Origin of the sequence: Actinomadura rugatobispora (genome assembly GCF_042656285.1) — a bacterium.
GTDB classification, from domain to species: domain Bacteria; phylum Actinomycetota; class Actinomycetes; order Streptosporangiales; family Streptosporangiaceae; genus Spirillospora; species Spirillospora rugatobispora.
On record NZ_JBHSON010000037.1, the window covers coordinates 45,856 to 62,297 of the forward strand.

The window sequence follows — 16,442 nt, forward strand, 5'->3', positions numbered from 1 at the left end:
TCGGATCTTCTCCGTCCCGTTGGACCACGTTCACCTGAGTCCGGTTCCAGAGCTTTGCCCTACTTCTCAGGGGGGAGCGGCGGCCGCCGCGATGACCCTGGAGAGGTACGCGCGCTCACTCCTTCCGCCGGACGCGCGCCCGGCGCCCTCGCGGCGACGATGAGAACGCGCCGCCGGACCCGCCGAGGCAACTCGCGATATTACTTGACAACTCTCGGAAACAGAGACAATCTAAGGTCTCTCGCGACATATCTTGAGATTCCCTGGGAGCAGACGATGAGTTCCGCAAGCCCGCCCCGGACATGGGCCCACCGACTGACCGCGGTGATCGCCGGCAGACGCACCAAATGGGCCGTCCTGGCCGTCTGGGTCGTCCTGCTGGCCGCCCTCGGCCCGCTCGCCGGCAAGCTCGGCGAGGTCGAGGAGAACGACGCCGCCTCCTGGCTGCCCGCGGGCGCCGAGTCCACGCAGGTCGTCGAGTTGCAGGAGCGCTTCCGCGCCGACGAGACCATGCTCGCCGTGATCGTCTACGAGCGCTCCGGCGGCGTCACCCCGGCCGACCAGGCCAAGGCCAGGTCCGACACCGCCGCGTTCGCCAAGCTCCCCGGCGCCCAGCAGCCGCAGGGCCCCTTCCCCTCACGCGACGGCAAGGCGCTGCAGACCCTCGTCCCGCTGACCGACGTCGACGTCGTCAAGGCCGTCGACGACGCCCGCGACCTCGCCAAGCGCGGCCCGCCCGGACTGGACGCGCACGTCACCGGGCCCGCGGGCGGCGGCGCCGACATGTTCAAGGTCTTCGAGACCCTCGACGGCTTCCTGCTCCTGGCCGCCGGCAGCGTCGTGATCATCCTGCTGCTCTTCATCTACCGCAGCCCGCTGCTCTGGTTCGTCCCCGTGCTCAGCGCCGTCTTCGCCCTCGGCCTGGCCCAGTCGGTGGTCTACCTCCTGGCCAAGCACGCCGGCCTCACCGTCAACGGGCAGAGCGCCGGCATCCTCACCGTCCTGGTCTTCGGCGTCGCCACCGACTACGCGCTGCTCCTGGTGGCCCGGTACCGCGAGGAACTGCACCGGCACCACGACCGGCACGAGGCCATGGCCTACGCGCTGCACCGCGCCGGCCCGGCCATCGTCGCCTCCGCCGCCACCGTCGCCGTCGGCCTCCTGTGCCTGCTGGCCGCCGACCTCAACTCCACCGCCGGCCTGGGCCCGGTCGCCGCCGCGGGCGTCGTCACCGCGCTCGCCTCGATGACCACCCTGCTGCCCGCCCTGCTGGTCATCTTCGGCCGCTGGATCTTCTGGCCGCTGGTCCCCCGCCACGACGAGAAGTACCTCAAGCCCGAGGCGTACGAGTCCGAGCACGGCGTCTGGAGCCGCATCGCCCGCCTCGTCAGCGCCAGCCCCCGCGTCATCTGGGCCGTCACCGCGGTCGGCCTGGTCGCCATGACCCTCGGACTGACCTCGCTCAAGGCCGACGGCCTCTCCGACGCCGGCCAGTTCGTCGACAAGCCCGACTCCATCGTCGGCGCCGAGGTCGCCGCCCGGCACTTCCCCGCGGGCTCCGGCTCGCCCGCCGTCGTCATCGCCAAGGCCTCCGCCGCACCCCAGGTGGCCACCGCCGTCACCGGCACCCGGGGCATCGCCGAACTCGGCGAACCGGTCACCGTCGGAGGACTCGTCCAGTACGAGGCCACCCTCCGCGACTCCGCCGACAGCAAGGCGGCCCAGCACACCATCGACCGGCTCCGCACCGCCGTCCACGCCGTCCCCGGCGCCGACGCCAAGGTCGGCGGCACCACCGCCACCACCCTCGACATCAACCGGGCCGCCGACCGCGACAACAAGGTCATCATCCCGATCGTCCTGGCCGTGGTCTTCCTCATCCTCGTCGCCCTGCTCCGCGCCCTGGTCGCACCGCTGCTGATGATGGCCACCGTCGTGCTGTCGTTCCTGGCCTCGCTGGGCGCCTCCGCGCTCATCTTCCAGCACGTGTTCGGCTTCGAGGGTACCGACTCCGGCTTCCCCCTCCTGGCCTTCATCTTCCTGGTCGCCCTGGGCGTCGACTACAACATCTTCCTCATGCACCGCGTCCGCGAGGAGTCCCAGCACCTCGGCACCCGCCGCGGCGTCATCCGCGGCCTCACCGTCACCGGCGGCGTGATCACCTCCGCCGGGGTGGTGCTCGCCGCCACCTTCGCCGCCCTCGCCACCCTGCCCCTGGTGAGCCTGGCCGAGATGGGCTTCGTGGTCGCCTTCGGCGTCCTGCTCGACACCATCATCGTCCGGTCCCTGCTGCTCCCGGCCCTCTCGTACGACCTGGGCCGGCGCATCTGGGCCCCGAGCCGCCTCGCCAAGCCCACCACAACGCCCCACTCCGACCAGGCCAAGGTCCTGGACCCGGTCGGCTGACCGGAAGGGGCCCGGCCCGTCGGCCGGGCCCCTTCGGCAAGTTATCCACAATCCCCGAGGGGCCTCCCGCCGGGATCCGGCAGCTCGTTAATGTCGGCGGCATGGCTCAAACGACGTCCCAGCCCGAGATCGGGGTCATCGGCGGCTCCGGCTTCTACTCCTTCCTCGACGACATCGAGGAGGTGCGGCCCGACACCCCGTACGGCCCGCCCAGCGACGCCATCGCCATCGGCGAGATCGCGGGCCGCCGGGTCGCCTTCATCCCGCGCCACGGCCGCGACCACCGCCACCCGCCGCACCGGATCCCCTACCGCGCCAACCTCTGGGCCCTGCGCGCCCTGGGCGTCCGCCAGATCGTGGCCCCCAGCGCCGTCGGCTCCCTCACCCCCGACTACGGCGCCGGCACGCTGGCCGTCCCCGACCAGCTCGTCGACCGCACCCAGAGCCGCGTCCAGACCTTCTACGACGAGGGCGCCGCGGTCCACCTGTCGTTCGCCGACCCGTACTGCCCGACCGGCCGCCAGACCGCCCTCGCCGCCGCCCGCACCGCCCAGTGGGCCCCGGTCGACGGCGGCACCCTCGTCGTCATCGAGGGCCCCCGCTTCTCCACCCGCGCCGAGTCCCGCTGGTACGCCGCACAGGGCTGGACGCTGATCGGCATGACCGGCCACCCCGAAGCCGTCCTGGCCCGCGAACTGGCCCTCTGCTACACCCCGCTCTGCCTGGTCACCGACCTGGACGCCGGAATCGAAGAGGGCGAGGGCGTGACGATGGAGGAGGTCTTCCGCGTCTTCGGCGAGAACATCGACCGCCTCCGCCCTTTGGTAGCCGAAGTCATCAAGTCCCTCCCCCAAAACCGCCCCTGCCCCTGCCCCCACTCCCTGGACGGCATAAAACTCCCCATCCCCCTCCCCTGATCACACCCCCGCCCACCCCATCACCAGAACACAACCAAACGCGGACACCCAAACACCTTCACCAGCAGCCAGCCACGAACAAACCGCAAACCCAGCCGGGGGATGCAGTTCCAGCACGTACAGCCGACCAAACATCTGCCCAGCCGGGTCCCCACCATCGTCAGCCGATACACCCGAATGCCCTCACCGCAACGCTCCGCAGTCGAGCCATGCGGCCACCAATCGCGCACGACCGCCAGCACCTTCCCCAGACCCGAGTGACATCACCCAAACCAGCCACCAACCACCCAGCGAATCGCGGCCAACAACCCACGCTCCGCAAGCCACCGCACAACCCAACGGCCAGCGACTGCACCGTCATCTGAGAACCACCAGGCACCCCCAACACACCCACAGAGAACGGAGCACAGAAGACCCCGAGCCGCCACGACCAGCAGCAAGGCCACCCCACTCAAAACGCTGAGCCCACATCGCCCAAACGCGCCCTGAAACCAGCGACAGAACAGCACAGCCTGACCAACGCCAACGCCTCACCGACAGCCCTCCACAAACCACGAACCGCCGGACACCCGCAACACACCACGGCGTACAGAACGCGAATGCCCCGAGCCGCTGCGACCGGCGACACGACCGCCACCCGTCCAGGCACCCCCGCTCAGAGCGCCGAGCACCCCCAACCGCTCCAGAAACCAGCGACACACCGCCCATCCCGACCAGCGACCGACATATCACGGGCGTCGGACGGCGCCCTGGGGCTGCCGAGAGCACCCTCAGCATGCCCACCAAGCCTCGCGCGGGGCTCCAACCAGCGACGACGAACCAACTAGAAGGACGGCAACACATGTCAGTGAATCTCACGCACACGTGCTCAGACGACACCTATCCCGGAAGGGGAGTCTCATGGGTGGCCGCTTAGGTGCGTACCGGCGGCCTCTCGCGGCGGTCTTGGCCGCGCTCGGAACGGGCTTCACGCTGCTGGCCCTGCAACCGCGTCCGGTGGACGGGTCACCGATCCTGGTGGCGGCGAGAGACCTCCCCGGCGGAACGACCCTGCGTGCGGGAGATCTCCGTCCAGCAACGGTGCCTTCGAGCGCGGTGCCCGCAGGCGTCCTGCGCGCGCCTGCCACTGGAGGGGTCCTGGCCGGGCCGATGCGGCGAGGCGAGCCGCTCACGGACGTGCGGCTGATCTCTCCGGGCCTGCTGGGCGGTTACGGGCCGGGGACGGTCGCGGCGCCGGTGCGGATCGCCGACGCGGGCTCGGTGCGGCTCCTGCGCAGGGGCGACCGTGTGGACGTGCTGGCGCCGCCGGACACCGATGGTTTCGGGGCGGATTCCCATTCCCGCGGGCCGCTCCGCGCCCGCCTGGTGGTCGCGTCCGCGCCGGTCGTGGCGATCCCCGGCGGTCAGGTCGGAACGGGCGGCAACGGAGCGCTCGTCGTGCTGGCGGCCGACCGTTCACAGGCCGCAGCACTGGCGGGGGCGGGCCCCCACCTTGCGCTTACCATCACCAAGCCTTGATAACGTCTTTCCGCACTCTTTTCATCACCAAGAGTCACCATCGGAAGGATCTATGAGCGGCTTCAAGAAATTCCTGTTCCGCGGCAACCTGGTGGAACTGGCCGTCGCGGTCGTCGTCGGCGCGGCGTTCACCGGCCTGGTCAACGCCTTCGTCAACGCCTTCATCGGCCCGCTGATCGCCCTTGTCGGCGGCAAGCCCAACTTCGACGACCTGGCGTTCACCCTCAACGGCACCAAGTTCCCCTTCGGGGTCTTCGTCACCGCGCTGATCTCGTTCCTGATCGTGGCGACGGTCGTCTACTTCCTGGTGGTCCTGCCGATCGCCAAGGTCATGGCGCGGATGATCAGAGCGGAGGAGGCGACCGAGCGGCCCTGCCCGCACTGCCTCTCCGACATTCCCATCAAGGCGACCCGGTGCAAGTTCTGCACGTCGGAGCTGACCACCGCAGCGGCCTCCTGACGTCCGGCGGGCCGACCGCCGGAAACCGTCACCGGTCGGCCCGCCAGAACCGCCGCCGCCCCGTCCGCAGGAAACCGCCTCTGGCCGGTCCACCGAGAGCACCACCGATCGGCTGGCCAGGAACGCCACCGATCGATCCGCCAGAAATCACCGCCGACCGATCCACCGGGAACACCCCTGGCCAGCCGACCCGACGGCAAACACCCCCGACCGGCCCGCTGAAAACGCCGCCAGCCAACCCATCGATAGACACCGCCGAACCGTCCCGCTGGGGAAACCTCGCAGACCGACCCCGCCGGAAACGCCGCCGTCCCCTCCACCGGGAACACCACCCACCAGCCCGCCGAGAACGCCGCCACCGGCCCGTCCGTCGGGAACGTCGGCGGCCGCTCCATGGGGAAACACCGCTGGCACAGCCCGCCAGGAATGTTGCCGATCAGCCCGCCGGGAAGCTCGGTGGCCGATTCGGCGCGATCAGCTTTCGCTCTCGTTGCCGTACTCCCAGTGCCAGGGCTCGTACGGGTTGCTGTAAGCCCATGCCGGATGGAACCACCCGTACTTGCGCGAGTTGGCCTCCAACCATTTGAACTGGGCGGTGCTGGCGTTCTCCACGCCGCCGCACAGGTCCAGGGCCTGCCCCTTGCCATGGTTGCTCGTACCCGGCACCGCCGCGAACCCGGGCCGCTGGTAATAGACCCGCTGCTGGTCGGCCAGGCTGCGGTAGGAGTCCGTGACGCACATGTCGCGTCCGAACCGCCGCTTGTACGCCGCGTTCAGCTTGTAGAAGGCCAGCGCGGCGTCCGCCCTGAGCTGCTCGCCCTTCTGCGGCAGCGGGCACAGGTACTTGGCCGGGATCAGCCCGTTCGGGAACCTGCGGGCGCCCGACGCCAGGCTCTTGTCACACAGGGCCTGCAAGCGCCGTTCCCGGTCGGCCTCCAGCCGTTTGAGCTTGGCCGTGAGCTGCTTGGTCAGCTGCAATGACTTCTGCTTGAGGGCGTCGACCTCCTGCTGCAGCCGGGTCTGCTCCACCGCGTTCCGTGACTGGAGGTCCTGGGCGGTGGACGCCAGCTGCTGCCGGCGCCGCTGCAGCTCGTCGGCCTGCCGGACCAGGGCCTGCTGCCCGTTGGCGATGTGGGTGACGTCCGCGGTCACCCGCAGCGCGTCGCCCGCGTCGCCCGCACCGAAGATCGACATGGATCCGGCCGCACCAGGCTGCTGGTACGAGGCGTTCGCCAGCCTTGCCAGCGGTCCCCGGATCCGGTTGAGCTCGGCCTCCGCCTTCGCCAGGTCCTTGAGCGTCGCCCGCAGCTTGTCCTGGGAACGTGCCAGCTCCTTTTTGCGCGCCTCCATCTGCTCCGTGGCCTTCTGCAGATCCGAGCGCGCCTTGGCCGCCGAACGACGCAGTTCCTGTACGGGATCCTCGCGCGCGGCGGCCCCTCCCGGCAGTGCGACCACCACCGCCATCACCAGGAAGACCGCGGTCAGCAGCGCCGACCGGGGGATTGGCACAGTGAGTTCCTCCTGATGCCCAAAAGCACGACAGCGGCAGGAACGTTACTACAAGTTCACAGACGACTTCACCGAGTCCGGTAACCGTGACGCCGACACCAGTCCCTCAGGAACGGGACGCCCGGCCATCCCCGAGGACATTCGCGGTGAGCGCGCCGCTCCGGTTTGCGGCCCTCCCGGGTCCTCGGACGCTGCACCGGCGCGGGCGCCTGCGTCGTCGGCGACGGCCTCGGCGGCACGTACTCCCCCCGCGTGGGATGCGTCTCGGGAGCCACCCGCGGCGTCTCCGACAATGCCCCAACCGCTTCTGGCCGCGTCCGCGGCTGTTCCGTCCCGCCCCGGCCTCCCGCCACGATCAAGCCCAGGACCACCACGAAGGCCATACCGACCGCGCCGGCGACGACGTAGGTCCGGTTCCGCCGCGTCTCCCCGCGTGCCTTATGCCGCCCGCTCACGGACGGAAGCGTACCGACCGACACCGACTCGGCCTAGTTGGCCCAGTCATCCCCATCTTTAATTGGAGCGATCGCCCCTCCCGTTCCCCTACTCTGTAGGTGCCGTCCGCTAAGCTCTTCCGGCGAGCGACGACAAGCCTCCGTAGCTCAGGGGATAGAGCACCGCTCTCCTAAAGCGGGTGTCGCAGGTTCGAATCCTGCCGGGGGCGCCTCTCCCCTGGCTGTGATCGCGGCGGCCTCCTGGACACCGGATGTTTCCGAGGGGGCTGTGGCCACGGCACCCTGGCGAATAGAGACGCAGGTCACAGTCTCGTGCTGCGGGTCGCCGAAGCAGCCTTGATCGGCGGCGCCATGACGGGTCCGGCTTTCAAGTGGCCGTCCGCCGTCGCTGAAGACCGCCGAACTCGGCGGCGATCTTGGCTCCCGGTGGGGCAGTCCGCGCGTTGCGAGCGGAGACCGCTTCCCTGAGCGCGGGAGAGTTGAGCGGACAGGCGGATGTTGTCGTCGGACGCGGATGGCGGCCCTCGCCGGAACCCGATGCGGTGCACGTGGACGCCAGAGGTGTTCCCTGCGGCCGGTCCGCAGCCTTCTTGGCCAAGGAGAGCTGGATACGCCCGGCCCAGGTTCGGGTGAAGGCGGGGGGCGTGCCGCGGTTGCAGCCTCGGGGGCGTGAGGGGGCGCACTGATGGACAGACCAGCAGGACCCGCCCGCAACTGGGGCTCTCCAGACACACCGGTGGAATGAGCTGCGCGCCAGCCAATGCGACCCGAGAACATGCGCGTAGTCAGGCGGGGGTTTGTGTTGAAAGCCTGGCCCTCGCCATCACCGGAGCCTGCTAACATGGCGTATTTTTCGACCGGACGTCGAACGCGCAATGCGATATGCACGGAGGCATTGCCGGAGGAAGCCGGATCTCGACACTGCGGAGAAGCGGGGCGAATGCTACCACCCCGCTTCTCCCCATACGATCACCACATGATGATCGCGTTCGCCGCCCCCGCCGTTACTACAACGATGGCCGTAGTAGCGGCAAAGACGACTCCCAGGCGCGCCAACATCCATGTCCTTTCGATAGTTGATATCGGGAGATTCCCGACATGACGATCATACAGGCGGCGCCGGCCCTCGGGAGACGATCGCGCATGATACTTTGATTGATAGGGAAATTACCAAACAGTCACTTGCCGCGACCGGATGCGGGGTCCGATGGGTGAATATCGCTACCCGTTCCGGTGGCGCCGCCTGTCTGCCGTAGGTACGATTTGACGGCCTGTTCCTCCGGGAGGCCAGAGGATTCTAGAATGGCCAGGGCTTGACGCCAGCATCGCCGGGCCGCCTCCCTGCCCTCCAAGGTCAGCAAGGCCGTCCCCATCCCTTCGAGCGCCTTGGCGGTCTCGTACGGCACGCCGATCCGATCGGCCAGGTCATACGCCCGCCGAAAGCAGTCGACCGCGTCCGGCCCGCGTCCGGCGCCCGTGAGCGCCTCGCCCATCTGCCGCAACGCCATCGTCTCTTCGTAGCGCCCGTTCACGAAGCGGGCGATGGTGTGCGCCTTCTGGTGGTGAATGAGGGCCTCGCCATAACGCCCGGCGCCCTGGAATGCCCTTCCGATTCCGAGCAGGGCCTCGATCTCGTTGCGCCGGTCACCGATCTCCACGAATACCGCAAGCGCCTTGCGGTACCCCTCAAGGGCCGCCTCGTTGTCGCCGGCATGCAGATGAACATTCGCCATGTTACTGAGCCAGATCGCCTGGTACTGGCGGCCCAACTTCGCGACCGCCGCGGCGGTGTCCTGATAGAAACGCGCCGCCGCGTTCACCCGCCCCATGCGCAGGGCCAGGTCTCCCATGTTGTTGAACGCCATCGTACGTCCGGGAAGGTCGTCGATCTCGGCGAAGATCGCAAGAGCGTCTTCTCGCAGACGTTCGGCTTTCGCGTAGTGGCCGGTGTACTCCAAGAAAATTGCCGCGTGATCGAGACTTCTCGCCACGCCGCGGAGGTCCCCCAGCGAACGGCGTATCTCAAGCGCCTCCTCACAGGGAGCCAGCGCCTCAGCAAAGCGGGATTGATGCCAATGAATAAGACTGACATGGTCGAGGACTTCGGCTTCCCCATGCCGTTCACCATGCGACCTGTAGATGCCCAAGGCATCCTCCGCGGCGCCCAGCGCGCCGTCATACTCCGTACTACGGAGCCGAATGCGGCTGAGGCCGTTGAGCGCACCGGCCTTTCCCATCAGGTCGCCCAGCTGATCACAGGCGGAGACGGCACGTTCGTGAACGTCCGCCGCCAACTCCCAGTGGCCCTGGGTTTCCAGATACGTGGCGAGCACCTGGGCGAGCTGGGCCACATGGTCCGGCGGGGCGTCCCTGGACGCGTTCAACAGGCTGTCGAGCTCGGCGGAGAACCATTCCTCGGCCTGCGCCGACGCGCGCAATGGAGGCAGCTCCGGAGGTGCATACAGCAGGCGGATGCGGCGCCGCCGCCGTTGGGGCGAGAGAATCCGGTCAGCCTGGTCCGCGGCCGCGAGGTAGAAGTCCTGGATCCGGTGACCGGTGAGGCGGCGCTCATCGCTGGAATCGTTCTGCCGTGCCAGGCTCCGGGCGTAGTCATGCACGAGATCGTGGAAGCGGTAGCGGCCCCGCGCAGGTTCGCTGATCAGATGCCGGTCCAGCAGTTCCTCGAGGACCCGCTCGGCCTCCCTCACCGAGCGGCCCAGGGCGGCGGCCGCGACGTACGCGGTCAGCTCGGGCCCAGGGTGCAGGCCGAGACGCCGGAACGCCTCGCGTAGCGGCGGCCCGAGCCCCCGGTAGGAGACCTCGAACACCAATGCGATCTCGCTGCCCTCGTTCCGCAACTCCTCCAGGCGGCGGTCGTCCGAACCGAGCCGCACGAGCAGGTCGGCGACGGCCCAGGCACGGCGGTGCCGGAGCCGGCTGGCCGCGATCCCCACCGCGAGCGGCAGGCGCCCGCAGTGCCTCACCACCGCGGCGACCTCGGTCGGTTCGTCCGCCACCCGCCCCGCCCCCGCGATGCGGGAGAACAGCTTGGCGGCGTCCTCGACGGGCAGCACGTCCAGCGGGAGGGAATGCGCGTCGTGCAGCCCCGTCAGCCGGCGACGGCTGGTGATGACGACCAGGCACCCGGCGGACGCCGGCAGCAGGGGCCGGACCTGGTCGTGCCCGGCGGCGTCGTCGAGCACGATGACCATGCGGCTCCCCGTGAGTTGCGACCGCCACAGGGCGGCGCGCTCGTCCAGAGTGCGGGGAATGCGCGCCGCGGGGACCCCGATCACGCGCAGCAGGATGTCGAGCGCGCCAGCGGGGTCCAGCGGCTTCTGCCCGGGGTCGTGCGCGTGCAGATCGAGGTAGACGCGCCCGTCCGGGAATCGCCCGGACAGCCGGTGCGCGAGATGGACGGCGAGTGCGGACTTGCCGACCCCGGGCATCCCGTCGATGGCGATCATGACCGCGGCTCCCGACGGCCACGGGTCGTCTCCGGCGGGCACCGCCTCCAGCAGCTGCCTGAGCTCCTCGTCGCGACCGGTGAAGGCGTGCACGTCATGGGGCAGGTTGTTCGGGCGGCGATCGAGCACGGGCTGCTGGCCGGGAACGCGCGCCAGCGCCGCGTCGTTACGCAGGATCCGCCGCTGGAGTTCCTGGAGCCGCGGTCCGGCGTCGGTGCCCAACTCGCTCGCCAGATGATCCCGCGTACGCCGGTAGACGTTCAGCGCCTCCGCCTGCCGTCCGCCGCGGAACAGCGCCATCATCAGGCGCTCGACCGGCCGCTCGTCGAACGGATGGCTTTCGACGAGGTCCGACAGCTCCGTCACGATATCGGCGTGGTGGCCGCGGCGCAGTTCGATGTCGATCCGTTCAAACGTGGCGGCCAGCAATTCCTCTTCCAGGCTCCGCCGCGTCCGTGCCACCCAGTCACCGGAGAGATCGGCCAGTGGAGCGGCTCTCCAGAGCTCGGCCGCCTCGCGGTAGCGCTCCAGGGCGTACTCGTCATCACCGCTCCCGGCGATGGCGCGAGCCTGGTCCCGCAGCCGGCGGAAACGGTGCAGATCGACCGCCTCGTCCTCGACGTCCAGCATGTAACTGCCCTGCCGGGACCGCAACCGGATGCCCTCGACACCCTCGAGGCGGTTCCGCAGCCGCGTGACGTACGAGTAGAGGCTCTGCCGTGGTTTGGCCGGCGGATCCTCGTCCCAGACACAACGGATCAGGGTCTGCACGGGCACGGGCTGCCGGGGGGTGAGCAGCAGAGCCACGAGGACGCGGCGCTCCTTGGCCGTTCCCAGGTCACGCCGCTGACCGTCGATCCACAGCTCAACGGGGCCCATGACGCGGAATATCATCAGCGCCCCTTTGCGGAAATCTCCTCTTTGGTAGATCCTTGCATCACCAGACCGCTGTGGCCAGAATCGCCCACGCCGGTCACCTGACCATCATCGGACATCGTTACCGACACAGTCAGGGATACTGCAAGATTTCGTCAAGGCACTTCACCGACGCTCGATTCCGTGGCGGATCATTCGCCCCGTGGTAAGGGCACGGGGCACCCGCACGGCACACGGGGGTTGGTCGACGGGGATGTCAGCTTCGAATGGCTCCGAAGTCCGCATCGGACAGGCCCGAACCGGTGGGCCGCCCAGGGCTTCGCGATCATCCACGGCTCTGAGCGGCCCCCGCTGTTCGACGGTCGGGAGCGTGGTCCGGCAACGCTCGGATGGAACGGAGCCGCCGCGACCGCGGCGATCTCACCGGCATTTCGCGTCCGAGCGCCGTCCGAAGCGGCAGCGACCTGCCAAGGAGGCTGAAGTGCACTGTTCCGCGGACGAGTGGATACCTGGACCGTTCGACCTGAACGCGTCCAAGGGATCAACTGTTCCCGTCCAACGCAAAGTCCTCGCCGTCGCCCACCATCTCACGGCGGCGACGCGGTTGGCGGACATTCTGCCATTGCTGGAAAGCGACCGGCGGGTCGTCGTCGCGTACACAGCGGCGCCGGCGTCCATCTTCACCGGTGGGCTGACGGAATTCCTCCAAGGGCTCGGAGGGGTGGTCCTGCCCTGGCCGCAGGCGATTCGCTCCAGCTTCGACCTGGCCGTCGCCGCGAGCCACGGCATGCTGGAGAAACTGCACGCGCCGGTCATGACCGTGCCGCACGGTTCGGGTCCGGGCAAGCTCCTTCACCGAGCCGAGGGGTTCGGTCCCACTGCTTCTCGTCCCGTCACCGGTCTCATTCGTGAACGGCTCGTCGTCGCCGGACGCGTAGTCCCCTCGTCGGTCGCCATGGCGCATGAGCGGCACCAGGCCATGCTGGAAAGGGAATGTCCCGAGGCGCTGCCGGTGAGCTTCGTCGCGGGAGATCCGTGCCTGGACAGGCTGCTGGCGAGCCTTCCCCGGCGGGACGCGTACCGCCGCGCCCTGGGCGTGGACGGCACTCAGCAGCTCGTCTTCGTGAGCTCCACCTGGGACACGGACTCGCTGCTGGGCCGGCATCCCGACCTGCTCCTGCGCGTCGCGGCCGAACTGCCGCGGGACGGGTACAGAATCGTCGCCGCCCTGCATCCCCATGTCTGGGCCTGGTACGGAAAACGGCAGGTCACATCCTGGTACGCGGACAGCATGCGGCTGGGGGTGCGGCTTCTTCCTCCTGAGGAAGGATGGCGGGCGGCCCTCGTCGCCGCCGACCGGATCATCGGTGACCACGGCTCCGTGACCAGTTATGGCGCCGCGCTCGGCGTTCCGGTGCTCCTCGGCGCCTTCCCCGAGGACAGCGTGGCGCCCGGGTCGCACACCGCCAGGCTCGGCACGATCGCCGCGCGGGTCGATTGGAACCGTCCGCTGCGCCCGCAGCTCGACGACGCCGTACACGCCTTCTCCGCCGACAGGTATGCCGATTTCCGGCTGGATCTCAGCTCCAGACCCGGTGAGGCGGCCGGACTCATCCGCCGGGAGATGTATCGGCTCATGCGGCTGCCGGACCGGCAGGACCCGCCTGAGGTGGTCCCGGTGCCGATGCCGCGGCCGATCGCGCACGACGGCAGCGAGGCGGCCTGATGGGCGGGGACACCTCGCTGGTGAGGATTCGGGACGTGTGCCGCCGGCGCGATGTGCTCCGCGTTCGGGGAGCGGAGCGTCTGCGGGTGGACGCGGGACAGGGATCGGGGATGCTCGTCGAGCTTCGCCGCCGACCCGCCGCACTGCCGGACGAGCGGCTCCCGGTCGTGCCGGAGGGGCGTCCCTTCGTGGACGAGCATCTCGTGGCCGGCACCAGCGAGCGTTCGCCGGCGTGGCTGTCGTGCGCGGATGTGATCGTTCGCCGGTACAGCAACCGGGAACCGGCGCCGGGTGTCGTGGACGACCTCCGCGGCCGCTTCCCGGGCTGCCTCGTCATGGCCCTGACCCCGGACGGGCGTGGCCACGCCGTAGTGGCCACCGCGTCCGGCTGGCGGGCTCGGCTCGTTCCCGTTCGGCCCGCGTCGTGCCTCGAGGAGCACGTGCTGTCGTATGTGTCGGCGATCCACGCCTGGATCACCGCGGGATGGCCGCCGGAAGCGCTCACCGCGGCGCGGCTGACCGTAACCTACGGGTGTGCGGCGGCGCCGGCAGCCGTACGGGTCATCCCCGAGAAGGATGGGGAGGATCGTCGGGACGCTCATGCCCGGGTGGGATAGCGGGAAGCTCGGCGAGCCTGGCCTCGACCTCGCGGGACTGCGGTGCGTCGAGCGCGGTGTAGATGTCCAACGCCTTCTGCAGAAGGAGGCGTTCGGTCTCCCGGTCGCTATGCCGTACCGCCACGTCGGCCAGGGCGTGCAGGACGTTCGCCTCTTCCTGCCGCGCCCCGGCCCGGCGCGCCGCCACCAGGGCCTCCCTGAGGGTCGTGGCGGCGTCGGCGGGCTCGTCCGCCCGTAGGCGGGCTCGCCCAAGGCAACCGAGTGTGCGGGCTTGGTGGTACAGCTCGTCGGTGCCGGTGAAGTAACGCAGCGCGTGGTCAAGGCTGTCGATCGCCTCGGCGTGCCGGCCGAGCACGCTGAGCGTCTGACCGATGTGGCGCCGCATGAGCGCGACCCCTCGCGGACGGCCGAGTTCGGCGTGCAGGTCCCGCGCCAGGGTGAACAGTTCGAGTGCGCGCGCATCGGCACCGGCGGCCTGCTCAGCGAGGCCGAGGCCCTCGAGTGCGGAGGCCTCACCGATCCGATGGCCGGCGCGCCGCTCCAGGTCGAGCGCCGCCTGGAAATGCTCCCGCGCGGCGGAGTAGTCCCGCAGGTTGTGGTGGGCCATGCCCAACCCTTCCAGCATCCGGGCGCGGGCCGGGAGATCGGCGCAGGCTTCGGCTGCCGCCAGGCCGAGTTGATGCACCTGGATCCACACCTGGTAGTACCTGCGGTGCAGGAGCAACGACCACATCGCCTCGCAGATCTCCCACGCCAGGGTGTGCGCCTCCAGGGCATGCGCCTGCTGGGCCACGGCCACGAGGTTGGGCTGCTCGCGCTCCAGCCATGCCAGGGCCTGCGAACGCTCGGTGAATCTCCCCTGGTCTTCACTACCGGCTCGGTGTTCAGCCTGGTAGTGGACGCCGAGGCGCCAGCGGCCGGGGAGGAGGAGAAGATCGGCCGCCACTGCCGTCCGCAGGTACCAGTCCGCGAGGCGCGCGAACGCGGCGTTCCGTTCGCCGTCCGAGTCCAGTTCCTCGGCCTTGGCGCGCGCGTGGAGCCGTACCAGATCGTGGAACCGGTACCGGTCGGTCGACTCCTCCGCCAGAAGGCTGACGTCGACCAGGCCGTCCAGCAGCTCGACGGTGCGGTCGTGTTCGCCGCCCAGCAGGGCCGCGGCGGCCTCGATGTCGAAGTGTGGCCCGGGATGGGTGCCCAGCAAGCGGTAGGCGCGCGCGTGCGCCTCGTTGAGTGCCCGGTAGGAGGCGTTGAACACTGCCATCACCGACATGTCCCCTTCCTCCGTGTCCCCTTCACCGGTGCGCAGTTGGTCGAGCCGACGCGCCTCGTCACCGAGCTCGTCGACCACGCGGGCGATCGGCCAGCGCCGGCGTGCGGCCAGTCGCGCCCCGGACGCGCAGACCGCCAGCGGCAGCAGGCCGCACAGCCGCACCAGGGAGCGGGCCTGCTCGCGTTCGGCCCCGATGCGCTCCGGGCCGATGATGTGGCCCAGCAGCTCCAGCGCACCCGGCACTCCCAGCGGGTGGAGGTCCAGGAAGCGGGCGCCGTCCACCAGCAGCCCCGACAGCTGCCGCCTGGTCGTCACCACGACGAGTGCGGGCCCGGCGCCGGGCAGCAGGGGGCGCACCTGGGCCGCCGACACCACGTTGTCGAGCATGATGATCAGTCGCCGCCCGGTGGTCACGGAGCGGAACAGCGCCGCCTGCTCGTCGATCTCGGGGGGAATGCCGTCGGCGCTCGCGCCCAGCGCCCGCAGAAAACGTTCCAAAGGTTCGGTGGGCGGCAGCGGCTCGCCCCCGGAGAACCCTCGCATGTCGACGAACAGCTGCCCTTCGTAGCCGGCCTTGACCTGGTGCAGCCAGTGCAGGGCCAGCGTTGTCTTGCCGACGCCGCCCGGCCCCGCGATCACGACCAGGCCGCCGTCCCCGGCGCCTCCGGCCCGATGGCTCAGCCGCCGGAGTTCCTCCAGCTCGGCGCGGCGGTCGGCGAAGAGTCCGGGCGGCGGTAGCTGCGCGGGAGCCGGCGGCAGCCCCCTGTCCGGGGCCGAGATGTGGATGCCGCCCTCGATGTTCCTGGCCTGGACGGCCGATCCCGCTATCAAGCCGGTCAGCTCGTTACTCCAGGGCCCCCTGACTCTTCCGTCGTTGAACGACTCCACCGTCCGTCCCATCACTCGTTTCGGCAGCGCCGGCTCGACCGAAAAGACACCCGAATGCCCGCACCCGACTCCACTCCGCACCATCATGCAACACTGAACACATTCGAGTAAAATGTAGTCATTACCAAAGTCACCCAAGGTGATAAGGCATGGCACTCTGTCGCAGGCGGTGCACGGTGATCCATATGCGCATTGCCGCCGGCGGCGCGTCGACCTCGCATGGGGGCGCGAGGGCGGGCACGGGCGCGGGGCACGGCCCCCAGTTCTTGATCAACAGATACGACCCCAGAAGGGTGCCGGAGATCATCTCGCCGCCCTCACCTCTGGACGCCG

General features: G+C 69.6%; 9 protein-coding genes and 1 tRNA gene. 7 read left to right on the forward strand and 3 right to left on the reverse strand.

The window, feature by feature from the left end:
- Positions 1-324: 324 nt before the first annotated feature.
- From ACFPZN_RS25315 to mscL, 4 genes are all read left to right on the forward strand, one after another.
- Positions 325-2,406 carry an MMPL family transporter gene (locus ACFPZN_RS25315; protein WP_378284648.1) on the forward strand — a complete coding sequence of 694 codons (2,082 nt, stop codon included), beginning with the start codon at positions 325-327 and terminating at the stop codon, positions 2,404-2,406.
- Between the two features lie 101 nt (positions 2,407-2,507).
- On the forward strand, positions 2,508-3,323 hold the full coding sequence (locus ACFPZN_RS25320; RefSeq protein WP_378284649.1) for an S-methyl-5'-thioadenosine phosphorylase: 816 nt from the start codon (positions 2,508-2,510) through the stop codon (positions 3,321-3,323).
- A gap of 900 nt (positions 3,324-4,223) precedes the next feature.
- On the forward strand, positions 4,224-4,841 hold the full coding sequence (locus tag ACFPZN_RS25325) for an SAF domain-containing protein (protein WP_378284650.1): 618 nt from the start codon (positions 4,224-4,226) through the stop codon (positions 4,839-4,841).
- Between the two features lie 52 nt (positions 4,842-4,893).
- The gene (mscL, locus tag ACFPZN_RS25330) at positions 4,894-5,301 is read left to right on the forward strand and encodes a large conductance mechanosensitive channel protein MscL (protein ID WP_378284651.1); all 408 of its coding nucleotides are present in this window, start codon (positions 4,894-4,896) and stop codon (positions 5,299-5,301) included.
- A 474-nt stretch (positions 5,302-5,775) separates the two neighbouring features.
- On the opposite strand, the gene ACFPZN_RS25335 is transcribed toward mscL, so the two are convergent.
- Positions 5,776-6,810 carry a D-alanyl-D-alanine carboxypeptidase family protein gene (locus ACFPZN_RS25335; RefSeq protein WP_378284652.1) on the reverse strand — a complete coding sequence of 345 codons (1,035 nt, stop codon included), beginning with the start codon at positions 6,808-6,810 and terminating at the stop codon, positions 5,776-5,778.
- Between the two features lie 591 nt (positions 6,811-7,401).
- On the opposite strand from ACFPZN_RS25335, the gene ACFPZN_RS25340 reads away from it, so the two are divergent.
- Positions 7,402-7,474 (forward strand) — tRNA-Arg (locus ACFPZN_RS25340).
- Positions 7,475-8,443: 969 nt separating this feature from the next.
- On the opposite strand, the gene ACFPZN_RS25345 is transcribed toward ACFPZN_RS25340, so the two are convergent.
- On the reverse strand, positions 8,444-11,626 hold the full coding sequence (locus ACFPZN_RS25345; RefSeq protein ID WP_378284653.1) for an AfsR/SARP family transcriptional regulator: 3,183 nt from the start codon (positions 11,624-11,626) through the stop codon (positions 8,444-8,446).
- A gap of 604 nt (positions 11,627-12,230) precedes the next feature.
- On the opposite strand from ACFPZN_RS25345, the gene ACFPZN_RS25350 reads away from it, so the two are divergent.
- Positions 12,231-13,334, forward strand: coding sequence for a hypothetical protein (locus tag ACFPZN_RS25350; protein WP_378284654.1), 1,104 nt, complete (start codon positions 12,231-12,233; stop codon positions 13,332-13,334).
- Entirely contained in the window at positions 13,334-13,951 is a 618-nt protein-coding gene (locus ACFPZN_RS25355) for a hypothetical protein (protein WP_378284655.1), read from the forward strand. The genes ACFPZN_RS25350 and ACFPZN_RS25355 overlap by 1 nt, the downstream gene beginning before the upstream one ends.
- Here the strand turns inward: ACFPZN_RS25355 and ACFPZN_RS25360 are convergent.
- Entirely contained in the window at positions 13,896-16,121 is a 2,226-nt protein-coding gene (locus ACFPZN_RS25360; protein ID WP_378284656.1) for an ATP-binding protein, read from the reverse strand. The two genes, ACFPZN_RS25355 and ACFPZN_RS25360, sit on opposite strands and share 56 nt — an antisense overlap.
- Between the last annotated feature and the right edge of the window lie 321 nt (positions 16,122-16,442).